The 20,405-nt window shown below is 52.6% G+C and carries 21 protein-coding genes; 15 read left to right on the top strand and 6 right to left on the bottom strand.

Annotated features, from left to right (window positions below; genetic code table 11):
• The first annotated feature begins 125 nt into the window (after positions 1 to 125).
• Entirely contained in the window at positions 126 to 1,331 is a 1,206-nt protein-coding gene (locus tag KGP22_RS00560) for a glycosyltransferase (protein WP_223580892.1), read from the top strand.
• A 15-nt stretch (positions 1,332 to 1,346) separates the two neighbouring features.
• Complete coding sequence (locus KGP22_RS00555; protein WP_111964309.1) at positions 1,347 to 2,261, top strand: hypothetical protein; 915 nt, start codon at positions 1,347 to 1,349, stop codon at positions 2,259 to 2,261.
• Between the two features lie 27 nt (positions 2,262 to 2,288).
• Here the strand turns inward: KGP22_RS00555 and tdh are convergent, their stop codons facing one another.
• Both tdh and kbl read right to left on the bottom strand, forming a co-directional pair.
• Entirely contained in the window at positions 2,289 to 3,317 is a 1,029-nt protein-coding gene (gene tdh / locus KGP22_RS00550; RefSeq protein ID WP_111964308.1) for an L-threonine 3-dehydrogenase, read from the bottom strand.
• Positions 3,318 to 3,326: 9 nt separating this feature from the next.
• A complete protein-coding gene (gene kbl / locus KGP22_RS00545; RefSeq protein ID WP_115876700.1) occupies positions 3,327 to 4,523 on the bottom strand; it encodes a glycine C-acetyltransferase in 1,197 nt (398 codons plus the stop codon).
• A 215-nt stretch (positions 4,524 to 4,738) separates the two neighbouring features.
• Here kbl and rfaD point away from each other — a divergent pair, with 215 nt between their 5' ends.
• Genes rfaD through KGP22_RS00515 form a run of 6 tightly spaced genes read left to right on the top strand, consistent with a single transcriptional unit; the run spans position 4,739 to position 10,933 of the window.
• A complete protein-coding gene (gene rfaD / locus KGP22_RS00540; protein ID WP_008502707.1) occupies positions 4,739 to 5,671 on the top strand; it encodes an ADP-glyceromanno-heptose 6-epimerase in 933 nt (310 codons plus the stop codon).
• A gap of 2 nt (positions 5,672 to 5,673) precedes the next feature.
• Positions 5,674 to 6,720, top strand: coding sequence for an ADP-heptose--LPS heptosyltransferase RfaF (gene rfaF / locus KGP22_RS00535; protein WP_032661897.1), 1,047 nt, complete (start codon positions 5,674 to 5,676; stop codon positions 6,718 to 6,720).
• Between the two features lie 3 nt (positions 6,721 to 6,723).
• Positions 6,724 to 7,707, top strand: coding sequence for a lipopolysaccharide heptosyltransferase RfaC (gene rfaC / locus KGP22_RS00530; protein ID WP_115876702.1), 984 nt, complete (start codon positions 6,724 to 6,726; stop codon positions 7,705 to 7,707).
• A gap of 3 nt (positions 7,708 to 7,710) precedes the next feature.
• Positions 7,711 to 8,820, top strand: coding sequence for a glycosyltransferase family 9 protein (locus KGP22_RS00525; RefSeq protein WP_223580890.1), 1,110 nt, complete (start codon positions 7,711 to 7,713; stop codon positions 8,818 to 8,820).
• Between the two features lie 5 nt (positions 8,821 to 8,825).
• Positions 8,826 to 9,734: a glycosyltransferase family 2 protein gene (locus KGP22_RS00520; protein WP_111964305.1), complete on the top strand. Its 909-nt coding sequence runs from the start codon at positions 8,826 to 8,828 to the stop codon at positions 9,732 to 9,734.
• The gene (locus KGP22_RS00515; RefSeq protein ID WP_149367270.1) at positions 9,722 to 10,933 is read left to right on the top strand and encodes an O-antigen ligase family protein; all 1,212 of its coding nucleotides are present in this window, start codon (positions 9,722 to 9,724) and stop codon (positions 10,931 to 10,933) included. The genes KGP22_RS00520 and KGP22_RS00515 overlap by 13 nt, the downstream gene beginning before the upstream one ends.
• Before the next feature lie 23 nt (positions 10,934 to 10,956).
• Here KGP22_RS00515 and KGP22_RS00510 read toward each other — a convergent pair whose 3' ends face one another.
• Positions 10,957 to 11,913 carry a polysaccharide deacetylase family protein gene (locus KGP22_RS00510; protein WP_115876706.1) on the bottom strand — a complete coding sequence of 319 codons (957 nt, stop codon included), beginning with the start codon at positions 11,911 to 11,913 and terminating at the stop codon, positions 10,957 to 10,959.
• A gap of 150 nt (positions 11,914 to 12,063) precedes the next feature.
• Here KGP22_RS00510 and rfaQ point away from each other — a divergent pair, with 150 nt between their 5' ends.
• The 7 genes from rfaQ (at position 12,064) to coaD (ending at position 18,957) form a co-directional block, all read left to right on the top strand.
• A complete protein-coding gene (gene rfaQ, locus KGP22_RS00505) occupies positions 12,064 to 13,134 on the top strand; it encodes a putative lipopolysaccharide heptosyltransferase III (protein WP_115876707.1) in 1,071 nt (356 codons plus the stop codon).
• Positions 13,131 to 14,258, top strand: coding sequence for a glycosyltransferase family 4 protein (locus tag KGP22_RS00500; protein WP_223580888.1), 1,128 nt, complete (start codon positions 13,131 to 13,133; stop codon positions 14,256 to 14,258). Before rfaQ ends, KGP22_RS00500 begins: the two co-directional genes overlap by 4 nt.
• 2 nt (positions 14,259 to 14,260) lie before the next feature.
• A complete protein-coding gene (locus tag KGP22_RS00495; protein ID WP_223580886.1) occupies positions 14,261 to 15,361 on the top strand; it encodes a glycosyltransferase in 1,101 nt (366 codons plus the stop codon).
• An 11-nt stretch (positions 15,362 to 15,372) separates the two neighbouring features.
• The gene (locus KGP22_RS00490) at positions 15,373 to 16,362 is read left to right on the top strand and encodes a glycosyltransferase (RefSeq protein ID WP_223580879.1); all 990 of its coding nucleotides are present in this window, start codon (positions 15,373 to 15,375) and stop codon (positions 16,360 to 16,362) included.
• Positions 16,363 to 16,429: 67 nt separating this feature from the next.
• On the top strand, positions 16,430 to 17,704 hold the full coding sequence (gene waaA / locus KGP22_RS00485) for a lipid IV(A) 3-deoxy-D-manno-octulosonic acid transferase (RefSeq protein WP_029740803.1): 1,275 nt from the start codon (positions 16,430 to 16,432) through the stop codon (positions 17,702 to 17,704).
• Complete coding sequence (locus tag KGP22_RS00480) at positions 17,704 to 18,474, top strand: glycosyltransferase family 2 protein (protein WP_223580877.1); 771 nt, start codon at positions 17,704 to 17,706, stop codon at positions 18,472 to 18,474. The genes waaA and KGP22_RS00480 overlap by 1 nt, the downstream gene beginning before the upstream one ends.
• A 3-nt stretch (positions 18,475 to 18,477) precedes the next feature.
• On the top strand, positions 18,478 to 18,957 hold the full coding sequence (gene coaD, locus KGP22_RS00475; RefSeq protein WP_111964298.1) for a pantetheine-phosphate adenylyltransferase: 480 nt from the start codon (positions 18,478 to 18,480) through the stop codon (positions 18,955 to 18,957).
• Between the two features lie 2 nt (positions 18,958 to 18,959).
• Here coaD and mutM read toward each other — a convergent pair whose 3' ends face one another.
• The 3 genes from mutM to rpmB all read right to left on the bottom strand — a co-directional run bounded on the left by mutM (position 18,960) and on the right by rpmB (position 20,268).
• Positions 18,960 to 19,769: a bifunctional DNA-formamidopyrimidine glycosylase/DNA-(apurinic or apyrimidinic site) lyase gene (gene mutM / locus KGP22_RS00470; protein ID WP_223580875.1), complete on the bottom strand. Its 810-nt coding sequence runs from the start codon at positions 19,767 to 19,769 to the stop codon at positions 18,960 to 18,962.
• Between the two features lie 72 nt (positions 19,770 to 19,841).
• Entirely contained in the window at positions 19,842 to 20,009 is a 168-nt protein-coding gene (rpmG, locus tag KGP22_RS00465; RefSeq protein ID WP_003024094.1) for a 50S ribosomal protein L33, read from the bottom strand.
• A gap of 22 nt (positions 20,010 to 20,031) precedes the next feature.
• Entirely contained in the window at positions 20,032 to 20,268 is a 237-nt protein-coding gene (gene rpmB / locus KGP22_RS00460) for a 50S ribosomal protein L28 (RefSeq protein ID WP_002436699.1), read from the bottom strand.
• Between the last annotated feature and the right edge of the window lie 137 nt (positions 20,269 to 20,405).

Here is a 20,405-nt window from a genome sequence, read left to right as displayed (position 1 = left end):
ACTTTTAAAATAAACGCGCTTGAAATTTTCTCTAATCCTGAAGCGCAATAAAATAGAAAAATCTATTTTATTTCAACAGATTCTTTATAATGCTGTCAGATGAAGGGTAGCACACGGATTCAGACATGCCGCACAAAAGTAAAATTCTCCTCCTGGATACGGGTAAAGAATGGGGGGGAGGCACCAACAGTATGCTTGAGCTCCTGAAGCGAATCAATCGCGATAAATTCGATATTACCTGTTGTTTTTACAGTGATTATAGTCGTGCCGAAGGTGAGACGATTGGCCAGGTGCTCAACGGCATCGGGATCCCGCTCATCGTGATCCCTCAACGTCCGCAGCCGGTCTGGGCCAAATTGTTGAAGGAAGCTGGGCGTAGCCTGCTGTTTTTCTCACGCAGCGCCCGCAAGGCATTAACGCGTCACGTGGATATTATGTGGCGCATCAGGCCTAACGTCAGCAAGATCGAAACTCTTTTCTCGCAGGGCGGTTTCGATACGCTCTATATGAATAACCAACCTGGCTCAAATGAAGAAGGCTATCTGGCGGCGGCGAACCTGCAGGCGCGGGTGATCCAACACTGCCGCATTGAACCTGTTTTGACCCCACCTCTGGTAAAGCTGGTTAATGCCCATGCCACAAAAATCATCGCCGTCTCGCACGGCGTTGAACGCGTGTTACTTCAGCATGGCGTCCGGCCCGAACTGTGTACGACGGTCAATAATGCCATCGACATCCACCAGCCTTTGCCTGACCGAAGTGCGATGCGCCAGCGCCTGAATATCGATGACGACACGTTTGTGTTCGGCAGTATTGGCTCCTTAATCCCTCGCAAAGCCAATCACCACACGCTGGAGGCGCTGGCACAGTTCAGCCAGAAGCATCCGCAGGCGAAATGGAAAATGGTGCTGGTCGGCGAAGGTGCCGAACGCCGCGCTTTAGCGGAACAGGCCCGAGCGCTGGGAATTGAACATCACGTCATCTTCACCGGTTTTCAGAACACCCCGTTTGATTACCTCGCTACGTTTGACGCCTTTATCCTCGCCTCAAAAAGCGAAGGGCTACCGCGCGTGGTGCTGGAAGCGATGCTTCTCAATATCCCCGTGATTGGCTCTCAGGTGACCGGCACGGCAGAATTGATTGACCATGATTCGACAGGTCTGCTCTTCCCCTGGAGCGATGTTTCACAACTTGCACAACATCTGGACAATATCTGGGCAGACGCGGAACTGCGGGCTCGACTGGCGGCAGCTGCTTACCAGAACGTCTGTCATAACTACGCCATTGAAAACTACGTCAGCGGTGTCGAAGCCGTGCTTGGCGCGCGCTGACCAAACGAGATAACTATGTTTAAATTTCTTAATGCTCGCTATCGTCATATCACCGGGCGACACAACATTCCTTACAGCTCTCTTCCCGTGACGGGCGCGCTTGCTGCGGTGGACTCTATTGTGATTCCGTGTACCGGCGCAGATTTCGTCGAAGAAGCATTACTCTCTGCCACCTTCGCGGAACGTTATGCCACCGGGGTGAGCGAAATCGTCATCGTCAGCGATCAACCCGAATCCGCTTTTGGGATACTGCCGCCTAAAACCCGCGTAGTGACGCTTAACCTTCCCGTTCGTGAGGAAAGTTACCGCTATAAGCAGATCTACCTCAGCCGTCTGGTGAAGCTTAACGCCCCGCTACAGGCTCGCGGTGAAGGGATATTGATGATCGATTCCGATCTCAATCTGCTGAAGATGCCAGAGATCAACATGGCCGATATGCACATCTACTCCAGCTTCCGTCAGGGTAAAATGATTGCCAAGCTGGACGGTGCGCCTGCGGAGAAAGTGCCGGCGTATTACAAGGAGACGGTGCGCCCTTATCTGGTCGATCACGTTAACGGCGCGTTTCTTGCGGCAACTAAAAAAACCTGGCGCCGTATCTGCCCGCTGTGGCTGACGCTGTTCCAGGATACCTGGGAACTGATGGACGACACGCAGCCGCCGACCGATCAGCTGCCGCTCGCCGCGCTGCTGGACATGCTGGATTTAAAAACGGTTAACCTGGGTGACTGGATGAACTGGCCGGTCTCCAAGAAGATCGGCGGGCAGGAAGCCGTAGTTCCGAAAGAGGTGATTGGCGCGCATGGCGGTTTCCCTCTCTCAGAATGGCAAAAATATCTTGAATCACCGGATAACAAACTGCTGTTCAAAGGTCAGGACTACACCCGCAAGGTGCGCTACCTGACGGACGAAGAGAAAAAGAATCAATAAAAAAAGGGGCCTCAGGCCCCTTTTTGATTACTTATCCCAGCTCAGGATCACTTTCCCTGACTGGCCGGAACGCATCGCGTCAAAGCCCTGCTGGAACTCATCGATGGAGAAACGGTGAGTGATAATCGGGGACAGATCCAGACCGGACTGGATCAGCGCCGCCATCTTGTACCAGGTCTCGAACATTTCGCGGCCATAGATGCCCTTAATGAACAGCCCCTTGAAGATGACCTTGTTCCAGTCGATAGACATATCCGATGGCGGAATACCCAGCATCGCAATACGGCCACCGTGGTTCATGGTGTCGAGCATGGTGCGAAACGCCGGTGGCGCGCCGGACATCTCCAGACCCACGTCAAAGCCTTCGGTCATGCCCAGCTCTTCCATCACGTCGCTCAGGCTCTCTTTCGAGACATCCACCGCACGGGTGACGCCCATTTTGCGTGCCAGCGACAGACGGTATTCGTTCACATCGGTGATCACAACGTTGCGCGCACCCACGTGCTTCGCCACGGCTGCCGCCATAATGCCAATTGGGCCCGCGCCGGAGACCAGCACGTCTTCACCAACCAGGTCGAAGGAGAGCGCCGTGTGCACCGCATTGCCGAACGGGTCGAAAATGGAGGCCAGATCGTCAGAAATATTGTCCGGGATTTTGAACGCGTTAAAGGCCGGGATCACCAGATATTCCGCGAAGCAGCCCGGACGGTTCACGCCCACGCCGATGGTATTACGGCACAGGTGAGTACGCCCGCCGCGGCAGTTACGGCAGTGGCCGCAGGTAATATGGCCTTCACCGGAGACGCGGTCGCCAATTTTGAAGCCTTTTACTTCCTGGCCGATACCCACCACTTCGCCGACATATTCGTGACCGACAACCATCGGTACCGGGATGGTTTTCTGCGACCACTGGTCCCAGTTATAGATGTGAACGTCAGTACCGCAGATAGCCGTTTTACGAATTTTGATCAGCAGATCGTTATGACCGACTTCCGGCTCCGGCACGTCGGTCATCCAAATCCCTTCTTCCGCTTTCAGTTTGGATAACGCTTTCATCACACGTCCTCAGGCAATTACGCCCAGCTGTTTACCAATGCGGGTAAAGGCTTCTACCGCACGTTCAATTTGTTCAGGCGTATGCGCCGCAGACATCTGGGTGCGGATACGCGCCTGACCTTTTGGCACCACCGGGAAGAAGAACCCGGTGACGTAAATCCCTTCTTTCTGCAGTTCGCGGGCAAATTGCTGCGCGACGACCGCATCGCCGAGCATCACCGGAATGATCGCATGGTCGGCACCGGCCAGGGTAAACCCTGCGGCGCTCATTTTTTCACGGAACAGACGGGCGTTGGACCACAGGCGGTCGCGCAGCTCAGCGCCGGACTCCACCATCTCCAGCACTTTAATGGAGGCGGCAACAATCGCCGGCGCCAGGGAGTTGGAGAACAGATACGGACGGGAGCGCTGACGCAGCCACTCGACCACCTCTTTACGCGCGGCGGTATAGCCGCCGGACGCGCCGCCGAGCGCTTTGCCCAGCGTGCCGGTGATGATGTCCACGCGGCCCATCACGTCACAGTATTCGTGGGAACCGCGGCCGTTTTTGCCGACAAAACCGACCGCGTGAGAGTCATCGACCATCACCAGCGCGTCGTATTTATCCGCCAGGTCGCACACGCCCTTCAGGTTGGCGATCACGCCGTCCATGGAGAACACGCCGTCGGTGGCGATCAGCACGTGGCGAGCACCCGCTTCACGAGCCTCTTTCAGGCGCGCTTCCAGCTCAACCATATCGTTGTTGGCGTAGCGGAAACGCTTCGCTTTACACAGGCGTACGCCGTCGATGATGGAAGCGTGGTTCAGGGCGTCGGAGATAATCGCATCTTCTGCACCGAGCAGGGTCTCAAACAGACCGCCGTTGGCGTCAAAGCAGGAGGAGTAAAGAATCGCGTCTTCCATTCCGAGGAAGCTCGCCAGCTTTTGCTCAAGCTGCTTGTGGCTGTCCTGCGTACCGCAGATAAAGCGTACGGAGGCCATGCCGAAACCGTGGGTGTCCATGCCGTTTTTTGCAGCGGCAATCAGCTCAGGGTGATTTGCGAGACCTAAGTAGTTGTTCGCACAAAAGTTGATCACATGGCTGCCGTCGGCAACGGTGATGTCCGCCTGCTGGGCAGACGTGATAATACGCTCTTCCTTGAACAACCCTTCCGCACGTGCGGTGTCGAGGTCGCTGTTTAACTGTTTGTAAAAATCACCACGCATTGCAATTCTCCAGACTCGGCAAATTTCGGGACATATTACCCAAACCTATAGTTCATGACGAGATGACACGTCATCTCTTGTCGTTTTTGCAGCATAAATCACGCGTACCCCTGCGCTGTGAAGGTGAATGGCTGAAGGGCAGCCATACTAATGATATGATAGAGACATTAGCGTCCGGGATTGTCCCCGGGCTCCACACTTCAAAGGTTACAGTTATGATCATCGTTACCGGCGGCGCGGGCTTTATCGGCAGCAATATTGTTAAGGCTCTCAATGACAAAGGCATCACCGACATCCTGGTGGTTGACAACCTGAAAGACGGCACCAAGTTCGTCAACCTGGTGGATCTGAACATCGCTGACTACATGGATAAAGAAGACTTCCTTATCCAGATTATGGCAGGCGAAGAGTTCGGCGAGATCGAAGCCATCTTCCACGAAGGTGCGTGTTCTTCCACCACCGAGTGGGACGGTAAGTACATGATGGACAACAACTATCAGTACTCCAAAGAGATCCTGCACTACTGCCTGGAGCGTGAAATTCCGTTCCTGTATGCCTCTTCCGCGGCAACCTACGGCGGCCGCACCTCGGACTTCATCGAGTCCCGCGAGTATGAACAGCCGCTGAACGTCTACGGTTATTCTAAGTTTCTGTTCGACGAGTACGTGCGTCAGGTTCTGCCGGAAGCGAACTCGCAGATCGTCGGCTTCCGTTACTTCAACGTCTACGGACCGCGCGAAGGCCACAAAGGCAGTATGGCAAGCGTAGCGTTCCACCTGAACACCCAGCTGAATAACGGTGAAAGTCCGAAACTGTTCGAAGGCAGTGACGGCTTTAAGCGTGATTTCGTCTACGTAGGCGACGTTGCCGCAGTGAACCTGTGGTTCTGGGAAAACGGCGTATCCGGCATCTTCAACCTGGGGACCGGCCGCGCGGAGTCCTTCCAGGCAGTGGCTGACGCCACGCTGGCGTATCACAAAAAAGGCAGCATTGAGTACATTCCGTTCCCTGACAAGCTGAAAGGCCGTTATCAGGCGTTCACGCAGGCCGATCTGACTAACCTGCGCGCAGCGGGTTATGACAAGCCGTTCAAGACCGTTGCCGAAGGCGTAACGGAATATATGGCCTGGCTGAACCGCGACGCGTAAGTATGAAGATTCTGGTGATCGGCCCGTCATGGGTGGGCGACATGATGATGTCGCAAAGTCTCTATCGCACGCTCAAGGCGCGCTATCCCCAGGCGATAATCGACGTGATGGCACCTGCATGGTGCCGTCCGCTGTTGTCGCGTATGCCGGAAGTGAATGAAGCCATCCCGATGCCGCTTGGCCACGGAGCGCTGGAAATCGGCGAACGCCGCAAACTCGGTCATAGCCTGCGCGAGAAGCGCTACGATCGGGCGTATGTCCTGCCAAACTCCTTTAAATCCGCCCTGGTGCCCTTTTTTGCGGGGATACCGCACCGTACCGGCTGGCGCGGTGAAATGCGCTACGGCCTGCTGAACGATGCACGGGTGCTGGATAAAGAGGCCTGGCCGCTGATGGTGGAACGCTACGTGGCTTTGGCCTATGACAAAGGCGTGATGCGCAGTGCGAAAGACCTGCCGCAGCCGCTGCTCTGGCCGCAGCTTCAGGTTAACGACGGTGAAAAATCCCAGACCTGTAACGCGTTTGGTCTTTCGTCTGAACGCCCGATGATTGGCTTTTGCCCTGGCGCCGAGTTCGGCCCGGCAAAACGCTGGCCGCACTATCATTATGCGGAGCTGGCGAAACAGCTGATTGACGAAGGCTACCAGATTGTCCTGTTCGGCTCGGCAAAGGACCACGAGGCAGGCAACGAAATTCTCGCGACGCTGAGTAATGAACAGCAGGCCTGGTGCCGCAACCTGGCGGGAGAAACGCAGCTTGAACAGGCGGTTATTCTGATTGCCGCCTGTAAGGCTGTAGTAAGTAACGATTCTGGCCTGATGCACGTCGCTGCCGCGCTCAACCGCCCGCTTGTGGCGCTGTATGGCCCAAGTAGCCCGGACTTCACGCCCCCGCTTTCTCATAAAGCGCGCGTCATTCGCCTGATCACCGGCTACCACAAAGTGCGCAAAGGCGATGCCGCAGAAGGCTATCATCAGAGCCTGATCGACATTACCCCAGAGCGCGTTCTCGAAGAACTTAACGAACTGCTGCTGAGCGAAGAAGGATAACGAATGCGGGTACTGATCGTTAAAACCTCTTCGATGGGCGATGTTCTGCATACGCTGCCGTCACTGACGGACGCCATGCGGGCCATTCCCGGCATTCGTTTTGACTGGGTAGTGGAAGAAGGTTTCGCACAGATCCCCACCTGGCATGAAGCGGTTGATCGCGTGATCCCGGTGGCGATTCGCCGCTGGCGCAAAGCGTGGTTCTCCGCGCCAATTAAAGCCGAACGCAAAGCCTTCCGTGAGGCGGTGCAGGCACAACATTACGACGCTATCATCGACGCCCAGGGGCTGGTGAAAAGCGCTGCGCTGGTGACGCGTCTGGCACGCGGCATAAAGCACGGCATGGACTGGCACACCGCCCGCGAACCGCTGGCGAGCCTGTTCTATAACCGCCGCCACTACATCGCAAAGCAACAGCATGCCGTCGAACGTACACGCGAGCTGTTTGCAAAAAGTCTGGGCTATGCCAAACCGGAAACCCAGGGCGACTACGCCATTGCACAGCACTTTTTGCGCAATACAGATCCCTGTGCTCAGCCTTATCTTGTGTTCCTGCATGCCACAACTCGCGACGATAAACACTGGCCGGAAACGCACTGGCGAAGCCTGATTGAACTAATGCAACCTACCGGCATCCATATTAAACTGCCCTGGGGCGCTGAACATGAGCGGCAGCGTGCAGAGCGTCTGGCTGCAGGATTTTCGCACGTCGAGGTATTGCCGAAACTCACGCTGGCGCAGGTTGCTGCACAGCTGGCGGGAGCGAATGCTGTTGTTTCCGTTGATACCGGTTTAAGCCATTTAACCGCGGCGCTGGATCGTCCGAATATTACGATTTTTGGTCCGACCGATCCCGGATTGATCGGGGGTTACGGTAAGAACCAGCATCAGATGGTCAGCCCGACCCAGCAAACGAAGGATATCAGCGCAGATGCTATTTTTTCATTTTTACAGGGCAGCCGTTGGCTTTCCAACAGGGATATCTAACGCATGAGTTACGTATTTCTGCTGATTTTACTTTTTCCGGTGAAGCTTATCCGGAAGCTGTTCCGCAAAGAGACAGGTAAAAACCTGGTCATTCAGACAGCTAAAATCGGCGATTTTGTTAATGCAACGCCCCTTCTGGCATACCTTCAAAAAAGCGACGTACTCATCAGTCGTAGCGTGGGTGCGCTGGCGAAGCATGATGAGACGATCGATGAAATTTTTTTCATCGAGCAGCATAAGCGTAACCTGTGGCGAAAACTGGTCTTTGCCTGCCGGATCATGAATCGCTATGACAATGTCTATCTCCTGCAACCTAACAGCGTAAATCTCTTTTTCGCCTCCGTGTGTAATGCTAAAAACAAACAGTTTTTAAGCACCTACACGCGCAGATGGTATCACGGTATTTTCTATGCCACGGCAGACGGTATTGTTGAACATGGTAAGAAGACTCTTTCGGTCACGAATTATCTCAAACTGGCCGATCGCACCTTAACCTGGCAAGACTCGCCAAAGCACGCCACAAAGCCACTTTTCAAACCCGCAACCTATCCGGCAATCCTTGATAAACCCGGCGTGATCCGCATTGGCATCAGCGTAGCCGCCGGGAATAAAGCGAAAACCGTTCCGCCGGTCATCTGGAAGCAAATTGCCGATCGTCTCGCTGACCTGCCTTGCGAATTTTATGTTTTTGGCGCCCCAAATGAACAATCTTGGATGGACGATATCACCCGCGCTTATGGTGAAGTGCCCAACTTTATTAATCTGATTGGCAAAATCTCGCTTGAAGAGCTGCCGTGGGCCATTTCTAAAATGGATTGTTATATTGCCTCTGACTCGGGGAATGTTTACATCGCCGATGCCGTCGGAGTGCCAGTTATCCTATTGTTCGGGCCTTGTTGCCACTATGAACAGCGTCCGCTGGGCAACGTGTTGCTAATTGGAAATGATGACAACATTTGCTCATACGTTTTTGAAACACGGTATTACTTCTCACAGAGCAGAGAAGAACTCTTCGCTGTAACTGAAGAATCGCTACGTGACCTCAAACATTTTATTTGCGAGTTATCAACAACTAACGCAACCGCATACTCCTTTGATGCTCAGGGAAAATAATTACTATGGCTTTTCTAAGCATCATTATTACCGCGCATAACGCTAAAGATACGCTTCACGCAACCCTGGAAAGCCTGCAAAACGCAATTGATGGTGCGGGCAACGATGTAGAGATCATTATCTTTAACGACAGCTCCAATGACTCAACGCAGGATATTATTGAAGCCTGGCTGCCAGCGTTTCCAAATGTCCAATCGCGATACGTTGAATACCGTAACGTAGGTCATGTTCGAAACAGTGCCCTCTCGCTGGCCTCAGGTGAATATATTACTATGCTGGATAGCGATGACCGATTGAAACCGGGCAGCATCAGGGACGCCGTGGAGTTTCTCAAAAAAGAACGCCCTGATATGTTACTGACGCGCCTGCTGGAAATTCGCGACACTAAGAAAATCACCGCCGACTGGCAGGGTTTCTCTCCTGTTGCGTTGTCACAGCATGAAGCAATAAAGCGGTTCCTGCAGCACAAAGATTTTCAGGCACATCTCATCGGGCAATTCATGCATCGAAAATTGTATGCAAGCAACCCGATTCCTTCGATGATCTGCTATGAAGATTTCGCCGTATTTCCCGGCATGCTGATGCAATCGAGTAAAATAGTTTATCAGCGTCAGGGGCACTATTATTACATTAAACGTAGCGACAGTTTGTCGAGTCGACTCGACGCCAGTAAAATCGCTATGCTGGTTGAATGCACACTACAGATGGAAAAAACATTTCCGCCATCATTTAGACACCTTGTGAATTGTCACTGGTTTGATATTTACAGTAACCACCGCCAGCATCTGACTGACCAGCAACTCAAACTGGTTAAGCAGCGGGTAAACGCTCTTTATTCTTTCTCTTTTTTCTTCTCCAGAGATGTACGTTTCAGCTACAAAAAAAGGGTCATTGAGGCATTATGGAAAAAGTAAAACTGCGGCTTTATCAGCTTACGCTGATTTTGAGCCTTATTTCGCTTGCGCTGGCGCTGCTGAGTTCAGGGAAGCAGCGCGAGTTTTTCTATATTGCAATTTATGCCAGCATCATCGGTTTAGCTTGCGAATATAAAAAGATCACAGTGCGCCCTTTTACTATCGCATTGCCGATTTTATTAATCGGGTTGCTTAATCTTAGCTGGTATATGGTGTATGAGTATCATAGTGAGGGTTTGAACGTTTATAGCGACTATCTCGGTGCAAGTAAAAAATTGATTCTGGCGAGTATCCTTATATTCTATCTTGACCGGTTTAAGTCTTACATTGATCAAGCATCCTTCCAGAAATATTTCTTATACGCTTCTGGTGCTGGGTTTATTCTTGCTACTGGCTATGGCTTATGGCAAGCATCACAGGGTATGGGGCGTATCGAGATGGCCATAAACCGTGCAACCGTGTCGGCCTATGTTTACTCTGTACTGTCACTGGCGTTTGTATATAGCCTTTATCTACAGAAAAATATAAAACTGTATGTAGCCGCAGGACTCATCATCTTAATCTCTTACTTTGTCATTCTTCTAACGGGCACGCGTGCCGCAATGGGATTATATTTACTCCTGGCGATTATACTCACGCTCTACCACTTCAGAAGAATACACCTTAAATCAACGTTGATTTTCTTATGCATTGTGGCAGGTATTGTTATCGTTAGCTACAAGCCTTTAATTTTACCAAAGATACAACAAACTCAAGCTGAGGTTGAAAGTTATCAACAAGGATATGATTCAACCTCACTCGGCGCTCGTTTCTCTATGTGGAGTGTGGGTATTCAAAACGGACTTGCCCATCCTTTAGGGCAATCAGTTGAAGACCGCGAAGTATGGACACAGCAATATGTGAAAAATGGGCATCCACATCTTGCGGCCGCACTCGAGTTTATCAAAGTGCATCTGCACAATGAGTTTATTGAAAAATATTCACTGCAAGGGATCCCCGGGCTAGCGATATTACTCTTTTCCTATATATCGATGTTCGCTTACGCACTAAAAAACAAAAATGGTCTGCTGCTGACGACCCTGCTTCTTTTATTACTCTACGGCATGACGGACGTCATACTATTGAGTTCAGAGGCCTTAATTTTCTTTGTCACCGTGTTTGCGCTGAGTACACCTTTTTCGCAAACCAGGCAACGTTAATGATAGTGCCCGCCTCGCGGGCATTATTTTTTCTTGTATTGATAAAACTCCGCCAGCGTCATCCCTACCGTCTTATCGGATAACCAGCCAAAGAGCGTTTCTAAATCCTGATACAACCCTTCTATCGCTGCCTCATCTTTAAAAGTAGGACTTCCGCCTGGCATAAATTCCGACGAATGAAGCATAAACTCCACGTACTCACTTCCTCGAGAAAGGCATTGCTGTGCGACCTGAATCATTTGCGCCGCATTCCCACCGGACGGTCTTAGCCAGTTGACGGACGGGGAACGGTATTTACCCCGAAGCCGATCGTAACCCTGTTTGAACGTGTTCAACCACGCCGGGTGCTTATACTGAATGCTCATCGGCACTTCGAGTAATGGACTATTACCTGCCCGGGAAATATTGTCTAAGTCCATGAAATAGGCGTGGTCGGGGAAATGCTGATAATCCGTTCCGCCATTACCCTGCGGGGAGCCTTTCGCATTGCGCCAGTTCACGCGTGGCGTCACGGAGCAATCAACCTGGTAACCCAGTTCAACGAGCAATTTTGCATAGCGACTGTCAAATGCCCAACGTCCGGCACGGTGGCTTAACATTTTGGTCTGGAAGGTCTCTTCCAGCAGTCGGGTCATGAACAGCACTTTCTCGCGCATCATCTCATCGGAAAATTCAATCAGATAAGGCTGCCAGCGCCAGTCATCTCCCGTGAGATCGTGTTCCGGCGGGCTATTCCATGCGTGGAGGTGCATTCCCACCTCCCCCTGACCGCGGGCGATCGCGTCCCTTGCGAATTCGATGAAAACGGGCTCGATCGCCATCTCATAATTGGTCAGCCACACGGGCTTAAAGCCGAAACGCTCGCAAAGCGTCTGGAAACGCGCCAGATAGCGCGCATTTTCCGTTTTAATGACGCGGTGATTTTGCCAGAGATTATCGCCCTCAGTATCAATTGTGATGATAAACGCTGGTTTGTTCATAATGAGTCCGCAAGACAGGAAAGTTAGCGCTATGTTACGCACTCTCCAAAGCATGAGTAAACCCTTCCAGGGAAATTACTGAGATTATGGAGAAAGAGTGCAAGTCGCTAACAGGTCTATTAGAATTGCCATCAGTACAACGCCGATAAGATGATGATGAATAACTTACCTGACACACCTGATTTGCGCATTTTACTTATCAAACTCCGCCATCATGGCGACATGTTGCTGACCACTCCCGTCATTGATTCGTTACGTCAAAAATGGCCGCAGGCGCAGATTGATGTCCTACTGTATGAAGAAACGCGCGATATGCTCGCCGCGCATCCAGCGATCGGTACAATTTATGGAATCGATCGCAAATGGAAACAGCTGGGCACGCTGAAGCATCTTCAAAAAGAGTGGCAGTTGTTGTGTGCGTTAAGAAATCAGCATTATCATCTGGTAATTAACCTTGCCGATCAATGGCGTAGCGCGATCGTTACCCGTTTCACCGGTGCCCCCGTTCGCCTCGGATTCGCGTTTAACAAACGCAACAGTGCGTTCTGGCGTTTTTGTCATACCGATCTGGTCTCTGTCGACGGCCATAAATCCCTGCATACGGTCGAACAGAATCTCTCCATTTTGGCACCATTGCCGATCGCGCCACAGCCTGCCGTAACCATGGCCTATACCGAAGAAGACTGGGATCATGCCCGTCAAAGATTGACGCAGAAGGGTGTGGGCGACAGCTATATTGTGATCCAGCCGACGTCCCGCTGGTTCTTTAAATGCTGGAGCGAAGACAAGATGGCGCAAACCATGACTGCACTGCAACAGGATGGTCATACGATTGTGCTCACCGCGGGGCCGGATAAAAAAGAGCTGGCGATGATCGATCGCATTCTCGCTGCCGCACCCAAAACCGGCGTGGTTTCGCTGGCAGGCCAGTTGACGCTGCGTCAACTGGCTTCGCTTATCGATCATGCCTCTCTGTTTATTGGCGTTGACTCCGTTCCAATGCATATGGCCGCCGCGCTGCAAACGCCCTGCGTGGCATTGTTTGGTCCATCAAAACTGACATTCTGGTCACCGTGGCAGGTTAAAGGGGAAGTGATTTGGGCCGGCGATTACGGCCCGCTGCCCGATCCGGATGCCATTGATACTAAAACGAAAGAACGCTATCTCGATGCCATTCCTGTTGATGCAGTCGTCTCCGCTGCAAGGAGATATCTGTCATGAAAAACCATCGTCTGGCCATTGTTCGCCAAAAATATCGCCCTGATGGCGGGGCAGAGCGCTTCGTTTCGCGAGCTCTCACCGCATTGAGCAATCAGAACCTTGAACTCAACGTCATCACGCGTGAGTGGCAGGGAGAGAAGCAAGACGACTGGCATATCCACATTTGCAACCCTCAAAAATGGGGCCGCATCAGTCGAGAACGCGGGTTTGCACAAGCCGCGCGCGCGCTGTGGCAGCAACAGCAGTTTGATATTGTTCAAAGCCATGAGCGCATCCCGGGTTGTGATATCTATCGCGCGGGTGATGGGGTGCATCGTCGCTGGCTGCTTCAGCGCGCGCGCATTTTACCTGCCTGGCGTGCGCAAATGCTGATGTATGACCGCTATCACCGCTACGTGATGCGTGCGGAACGGGACATGTATCAGGCACCTGAGTTAAAAGCCGTAATTTGTAATGCGGAGATGATCAAACGCGAAATCGTTGAAGACTTTGATATTGACGCAAATAAAATCCATGTGATTTATAATTCTATTGATTCCAGCCGATTCGTTCCGGCCCAGGAGGCGCAACGTGCGATTTTGCGCCAACAATTTGGTTTGCCGGTCAATGCGGTTGTGTTCTGTTTTGTAGGATCAGGGTTTGAACGAAAAGGCTTGGCGAGCGCCATACGCGCTATTGCTGGAACATCAGCCTGGCTGATTGTGGTTGGACAAGATAAAGCAGAAAATCGTTATCGCGACCTCGCCCGTTCGTTAGGCTGCGAGGGGCAAATCCGTTTCCTGGGGGTGCAAAAAGAAACTCTGCCTTTTTATCAGCTATCCGATGGTTTACTGTTACCAACGCTGTATGATCCCTTTCCTAACGTTATTCTTGAAGCGATGGCCTGCGGCTTGCCCGTCATTACTTCAGAGAGTTGCGGTGGTGCAGAGTTTATTCAACAAGGCCAGAACGGATTTTATTGTGACGCGCTTGATATCAGTACATTGAAGGAAGCGGTAGCCGCTATCCCTTCACTGGAAAAAAATAACAATATGGGACGAGCAGCACGTGAACGTGTAAAAGACGCCACTCCCGAAAAACTGTCAAGTCAGCTTATTACGCTTTATCAAAAATTACTGGATTAAAAATGCGCATCCTAATGATTATTGATGGTTTACCCGGTGGAGGAGCTGAAAAAACGGTTCTTACACTCTCCCGCGGATTAATAGATATGGGGCATCAGGTCTCTCTATTCTCTCTGCGGAAAGTGTGCGACTACGCCATCCCGGAGGGCATCGATTATCAGGTTGTTCAGGACACATGTAAAAAACCGTGGCGAAAGCTGACGGAAATTCCACGCCGCGCCCAATTGCTGGATCAAGCTATTGAGCGGGCTGAACGCAGCGGCAAATTTGATGTGGTGTTCTCTCATCTGCACAAAACAGACCGGATTGTGGCGCACTGCCGCGCCCTTGAACGTAACAAAGTTTGGTTCTGCGTGCATGGCATGTTCTCGTTCTCCTATCTTCGCCATCGCAGCGGGCTTTCGCGCTGGTTTAAACATCTTAAAATTCGTCATACCTACGAAAACCGCAACGTCGTCGCCGTCTCAGGCGCCGTGTTGAACGATCTTTCCGAGACGCTGGCACTCAATCTTCGACGCAAAGCGGTTATCCATAATCCTTTCGATATTCCTGAAATTCAGCGTCTGGCGGATGCGCCCTTCGAGATGCAGGGAAAGGATTACATCATTCATGTTGGCCGCTTCCATGAGCACAAACGCCACGACCGTCTCTTACGTGCGTTCGCCCTGAGTAAAATTGACACAACGCTGGTCATGATGGGCAATGGATCTGACGCTCAAATTCAAAAACTCAAGCAGCTTGCCCGCGATTTGGGCATTGAAAACAAAACGGTTTTCCGCCCGTTCGAGTCCAATCCCTATCCCTGGATTAAAGGGGCACGCCTTTTAGTGTTAAGTTCTGACTGCGAAGGTTTTGGTAATGTGCTGGTCGAAGCCATTATCTGCCAGACGCCACCGGTCAGTACAAATTGCCCAGGAGGCCCTGCCGAAATCCTTACCGGGGCTTTAGCGCGCGGGCTGGCAGAGTTAAATGACGAGTCACTTGCAAAAACGCTGGCGGATATTTATACCGCCCCGCCGGTCGTTGGCGATGCAACCATCGCGTCGTTCGGTATCAGTGCCATTTGCCAGCAATATATTGCTCTGGTCGACAATCAAAAATAATCAGGTTTTTTATGCAAAATTCTGCCCCATTGTTAAGCGTGGTGGTTGCCGTTTATAACGGTGAAGCTTTCCTGGATCAGTTCTTTACCTGCCTTGTCAATCAACGCATCGACAGCATGGAAGTCATCATTGTCAATGACGGCTCTACTGACCGCTCGATGGAGATCGTCGAGAAATGGCGAGAAGAACTGCCGCAGATGCAGGTCATAGAACAGCAAAACCAGGGTGTATCCATCGCGCGTAATACCGGTCTGGCCGTTGCGACGGGTCAATATCTCTCTTTCCCGGATATTGATGATGTCTTTAAACCAGGCATGTACCAGCGCCTGCTGGATATGGCCGTCACGCAGGATCTGGATGTCGCCACCTGTAACGGGAACTACGTCTGGGAGAATAACAAGAAGCCCTCGCGCCCGATTTTTCCTGAAGACAAACTGGCTTCGACAGGGGTCATGGCTGGCCCTGCGTGGTTAAAAATGGCGTTGGATTCTCGCAAATTCCTTCACGTCACCTGGCTGAACATCTATCGCCACGACTTTATCCGTAAACACAGCTTCCATTTTGAACCCGGCCTGCGCCATCAGGATATTCCGTGGACCACCGAAGTGCTGCTCGCGGCAGAGCGGGTTCAGTACACCAGTGAACGTTATTACGACTACTACATTCACTCTGCATCGGTATCCCATATGCCGGACAATGACGACACGCTGATTCGTTCCGCGCGTCACTACATGAAAATCCTGCAGATGCTCGACGCCATTAATCAGCGTTACCCGGATAAGGTAAAAGGGATCCCTGCCTGCCACTGGCAAATTGCCAAAGAGGGGCTGGGAATTATTCACACCTTCGACAACATGAAGGATGAGAAGAAGAAATCAATGATTATTAAAGAATTCTTCGAAACAGGCATCTGGAAACTCATCTGGAAAAGTGCAAAAAGTCCGCGTCTGCGCTGGCGGCTGGGTAGACGTTATTTCCGTTTGAAACGGTATCTGGCATAAGAGATAGCTTTACCTGGCCTAAATGCTTAGAATTTGCCCGCCGAAACTAAAAAAAACGGATAATCGCTTGGAATTGTTGTATACCGCTCTGCTCTACATCATTCAGCCACTGGTGTGGCTGAGACTGTTGCTTCGTAGCCGGAAAGCGCCTGCGTACCGCAAACGCTGGGCTGAACGCTATGGCTTCTGCCGCAATAAAGTCGTACCGGACGGTATTTTGCTGCATTCTGTTTCTGTTGGTGAAACGCTGGCGGCGATCCCGCTGGTTCGCGCCCTGCGTCACCGCTACCCTTCACTGCCAATCACCGTCACGACGATGACGCCAACCGGCTCGGAGCGCGCGTTATCCGCTTTCGGTAAAGACGTGCAGCATGTTTATCTGCCTTACGATCTGCCCTGCGCCATGAATCGGTTCCTCAACACCGTGCGCCCGAAGCTGGTGATCGTGATGGAAACCGAACTATGGCCGAACATGATTTCCGCCCTGCATGCCCGTAAAATCCCGCTGGTCATTGCCAACGCGCGCCTCTCAGAGCGCTCGGCGAAAGGTTACGGCAAGCTGGGTAAATTTATGCGCCGCCTGCTCAGTAAGATCACGCTGATTGCCGCGCAGAATGAAGAAGATGCAGCACGCTTTATCTCTCTGGGCCTGAAACGCAACCAGCTTGCGGTAACGGGAAGCCTGAAATTTGATATTTCTGTAACCCCTGAACTCGCCGCTCGCGCCATCACGCTGCGTCGCCAGTGGGCTCCACGTCGTCAGGTCTGGATTGCAACCAGTACCCATGATGGCGAAGAAGAGATCATCCTGCAGGCTCACCGCAAGCTGCTGGAAAAATTCCCTGATTTACTGCTGATCCTCGTGCCTCGCCATCCGGAGCGTTTTAAAGATGCCCGTGAAATGGTCCAGAAAGGCGGCTTCAGCTTCACGCTGCGCAGCAGCGGTGAAATCCCTTCCGGCAGCACCCAGGTGGTGATTGGCGATACGATGGGCGAGCTGATGCTGCTGTACGGCATTGCTGACCTCGCGTTTGTCGGTGGTAGCCTGGTCGAGCGCGGAGGCCATAATCCGCTGGAGCCGGCAGCCCACGCCATTCCGGTGCTGATGGGACCGCACACGTTTAACTTCAAAGATATCTGTGCGAAATTACAGCAGGCCGATGGTTTAATTACCGTGACCGATGCAGATTCGGTGGTCAAAGAGGTATCGACCCTTCTCACTGACGAAGATTATCGCCTGTGGTACGGGCGTCATGCCGTCGAAGTGCTGCACCAGAACCAGGGCGCACTGACCCGTCTGCTGCAGCTTCTGCAACCTTATCTGCCTCAGCGGAGCCACTAATGTCAACGCGTCTGTCGGTCGTGATGATCGTCAAAAACGCCGCGGACCTGCTTCCGGACTGCCTGGCGTCGGTTGCCTGGGCTGACGAGATTGTCGTGCTCGACTCCGGAAGTACGGATGATACGGTAGACGTTGCCCGGGCTGCGGGCGCAAAAGTCATAACCAATACCGACTGGCAAGGCTATGGCATCCAGCGCCAGCGCGCGCAGGGGTATGCCACCGGTGATTATGTATTGATGCTCGACACCGACGAACGCATCACGCCGGAGCTTCAGCAGGCCATTCAGGCGGTGCTTTCTTCGCCCCAGCCTGGCGCCGTATACAGCATTGCCCGCCGCAACTACTTCCTTGGTCGTTTTATGCGCCACAGCGGCTGGTATCCCGATCGCGTCATGCGCCTCTACGAGCGCGAGCGATATCAGTACAATGACAATCTGGTTCATGAATCCCTGAGCTGCGATAGCGCCCAGGTCATCCCCCTGAGGGGCGATTTGCTGCATCTGACCTGCCGTGATTTCGCGAGCTTCCAGCGTAAACAGCTCAACTATGCCACCGCATGGGCGCAGGAGCGTCACCAGCGCGGCAAGAAAGCCTCGCTGACGGGTATCTTCACCCATACGCTGGGCGCGTTTCTGAAAACGCTGCTGCTGCGTGGTGGCGTGCTGGACGGTAAGCAGGGCTGGTTACTCGCGGTAGTAAATGCCCAGTATACTTTCAACAAATACACCGAGCTGTGGGCGCTCTGCCGCGGCTACTCAGAGAAAACGTGAGCCATGAGCACAAAAGCGATTTATCCGGGTACCTTCGATCCGATCACCAACGGTCATCTTGATATCATCACCCGTGCGGCGAGCATGTTCGATAAGGTGATCCTGGCCATTGCCGCCAGCCCCAGCAAAAAGCCGATGTTTGATCTCAACGAGCGCGTGCAGCTCGCCACCGATGCCATTTCGCACCTACCGAATGTTGAGGTGGTCGGGTTTAGCGATCTGATGGCTAACTTCGCCCGCGCTCAGCAGGCCAATATTCTGATCCGCGGCTTACGCGCGGTGGCAGACTTCGAGTATGAGATGCAGCTGGCGCACATGAATCGCCACCTGATGCCGGAGCTGGAAAGCGTGTTTCTGATGCCCTCCAAAGAGTGGTCGTTTATCTCGTCCACGCTGGTAAAAGAGGTGGCGCGCCATCATGGGGACGTTACCCATTTCCTGCCGGTTAACGTCCACCAGGCGTTGATGGAAAAGCTCAAGTAGCCCTATTTCTGGCACTGACGGCAGTAGAACGTGGCGCGCTGGGCGTGCTTCGTGGCAATCACTGGCGTGCCGCAGACTCTGCACGGTTCGCCTTTACGGCCATAGACCTGCAGCTCCTGGGCAAAATAGCCCGGCTTGCCGTCACTTTGCAGGAAGTCCTTCAGCGTTGTTCCCCCCTGTTCAATCGAGCGCAGCAATACGGCTTTAATCACCCGGACCAGTAGCTCGCACTCCTCCGCCGACAGCGAAGAGGCCAGCCGATCGGGATGGATCCCGGCTGCAAACAGCGATTCGCTGGCATAGATATTCCCCACGCCGACCACCAGCTTGTTATCCATCAGCCAGGGCTTAATCGGGCTTTTCTTCTTCGCACACTTTGCCTTGAGGTATTCCGCGTTAAACGCGTCTGAGAGCGGCTCGGGGCCCAGATGCGCAAGCACGTTATGCCCTTCAAGCTCCTTCGTCCACAGCCACGCGCCAAAGCGCCGTGGGTCGGTGTAACGGAGCACTTTGCCGTTACTCATCACCAGATCGACGTGGTCGTGCTTTTCCGCCGGCAGTTCTTCGGTAAGAATACGCAGGCTCCCGGACATCCCCAGGTGGATAATAATCCAGCCGTCGGGCAGCTCCAGCAGCAGGTATTTCGCGCGACGCTGTACGCTCAGGACGGGTTTGTCACTTAACGCGTGGATCTCATCGGACACCGGCCAGCGCAGACGTCCATTGCGGACCACCGCGTGAAGAATCGTCGCGCCGACCAGATGGGGCTCAATACCGCGGCGGCTGGTTTCTACCTCAGGTAATTCAGGCATGGTTCCTCCGTTGAGATACAGAATGCAAAAAACCCCGCAGTTGCGGGGTTTTTCGTTACAAGGAGACTAAAATTATTTGATTTTAGCTTCTTTGTACAGTACGTGCTGGCGTACAACTGGATCGAATTTTTTCAGTTCCAGTTTTTCCGGCTTAGTACGTTTGTTCTTCGTGGTGGTGTAGAAGTGACCTGTACCAGCAGAAGAAACCAGCTTGATTTTCTCGCGAATACCTTTAGCCATGATTTATTTCCTCTTTAAGTACTTAGTACTTTTCGCCACGGGCACGCAGTTCGGACAGAACTGTATCGATGCCTTTCTTATCGATTACACGCATACCTTTAGCAGATACGCGCAGGGTGACAAAACGCTTCTCGCTCTCAACCCAGAAACGGTGAGAGTGCAGGTTCGGCAGGAAACGGCGTTTAGTCGCGTTCAGTGCGTGGGAACGGTTGTTACCGGTCACCGGACGCTTGCCAGTAACTTGGCAGACTCGGGACATGTCTATTCTCCAAAAATCAAATTAGCTCGAGCTTCGTATGGGGTATCGGCGCCTCGTCAGGCTTTACAGCCCGGTCATCGCATAGTTCTAAGTGAACTCTCGATTGCCAGGCCCAAATGCCAAACCCGAGATTCTCA

Origin of the sequence: Enterobacter sp. JBIWA005 (assembly GCF_019968805.1) — a bacterium.
GTDB lineage: Bacteria > Pseudomonadota > Gammaproteobacteria > Enterobacterales > Enterobacteriaceae > Enterobacter > Enterobacter vonholyi.
This window is presented reverse-complemented; position numbering and strand designations above follow the sequence as displayed.

Excerpts from the sequence above, each read along its gene's own strand:
- KGP22_RS00560 (WP_223580892.1), top strand. The coding sequence starts at position 126 with ATGCCGCACAAAAGTAAAATTCTCCTCCTGGATACGGGTAAAGAATGG.
- KGP22_RS00555 (WP_111964309.1), top strand. The coding sequence starts at position 1,347 with ATGTTTAAATTTCTTAATGCTCGCTATCGTCATATCACCGGGCGACAC.
- tdh (WP_111964308.1), bottom strand. The coding sequence starts at position 3,317 with ATGAAAGCGTTATCCAAACTGAAAGCGGAAGAAGGGATTTGGATGACC.
- kbl (WP_115876700.1), bottom strand. The coding sequence starts at position 4,523 with ATGCGTGGTGATTTTTACAAACAGTTAAACAGCGACCTCGACACCGCA.
- rfaD (WP_008502707.1), top strand. The coding sequence starts at position 4,739 with ATGATCATCGTTACCGGCGGCGCGGGCTTTATCGGCAGCAATATTGTT.
- rfaF (WP_032661897.1), top strand. The coding sequence starts at position 5,674 with ATGAAGATTCTGGTGATCGGCCCGTCATGGGTGGGCGACATGATGATG.
- rfaC (WP_115876702.1), top strand. The coding sequence starts at position 6,724 with ATGCGGGTACTGATCGTTAAAACCTCTTCGATGGGCGATGTTCTGCAT.
- KGP22_RS00525 (WP_223580890.1), top strand. The coding sequence starts at position 7,711 with ATGAGTTACGTATTTCTGCTGATTTTACTTTTTCCGGTGAAGCTTATC.
- KGP22_RS00520 (WP_111964305.1), top strand. The coding sequence starts at position 8,826 with ATGGCTTTTCTAAGCATCATTATTACCGCGCATAACGCTAAAGATACG.
- KGP22_RS00515 (WP_149367270.1), top strand. The coding sequence starts at position 9,722 with ATGGAAAAAGTAAAACTGCGGCTTTATCAGCTTACGCTGATTTTGAGC.
- KGP22_RS00510 (WP_115876706.1), bottom strand. The coding sequence starts at position 11,913 with ATGAACAAACCAGCGTTTATCATCACAATTGATACTGAGGGCGATAAT.
- rfaQ (WP_115876707.1), top strand. The coding sequence starts at position 12,064 with ATGATGATGAATAACTTACCTGACACACCTGATTTGCGCATTTTACTT.
- KGP22_RS00500 (WP_223580888.1), top strand. The coding sequence starts at position 13,131 with ATGAAAAACCATCGTCTGGCCATTGTTCGCCAAAAATATCGCCCTGAT.
- KGP22_RS00495 (WP_223580886.1), top strand. The coding sequence starts at position 14,261 with ATGCGCATCCTAATGATTATTGATGGTTTACCCGGTGGAGGAGCTGAA.
- KGP22_RS00490 (WP_223580879.1), top strand. The coding sequence starts at position 15,373 with ATGCAAAATTCTGCCCCATTGTTAAGCGTGGTGGTTGCCGTTTATAAC.
- KGP22_RS00480 (WP_223580877.1), top strand. The coding sequence starts at position 17,704 with ATGTCAACGCGTCTGTCGGTCGTGATGATCGTCAAAAACGCCGCGGAC.
- coaD (WP_111964298.1), top strand. The coding sequence starts at position 18,478 with ATGAGCACAAAAGCGATTTATCCGGGTACCTTCGATCCGATCACCAAC.
- mutM (WP_223580875.1), bottom strand. The coding sequence starts at position 19,769 with ATGCCTGAATTACCTGAGGTAGAAACCAGCCGCCGCGGTATTGAGCCC.
- rpmG (WP_003024094.1), bottom strand. The coding sequence starts at position 20,009 with ATGGCTAAAGGTATTCGCGAGAAAATCAAGCTGGTTTCTTCTGCTGGT.
- rpmB (WP_002436699.1), bottom strand. The coding sequence starts at position 20,268 with ATGTCCCGAGTCTGCCAAGTTACTGGCAAGCGTCCGGTGACCGGTAAC.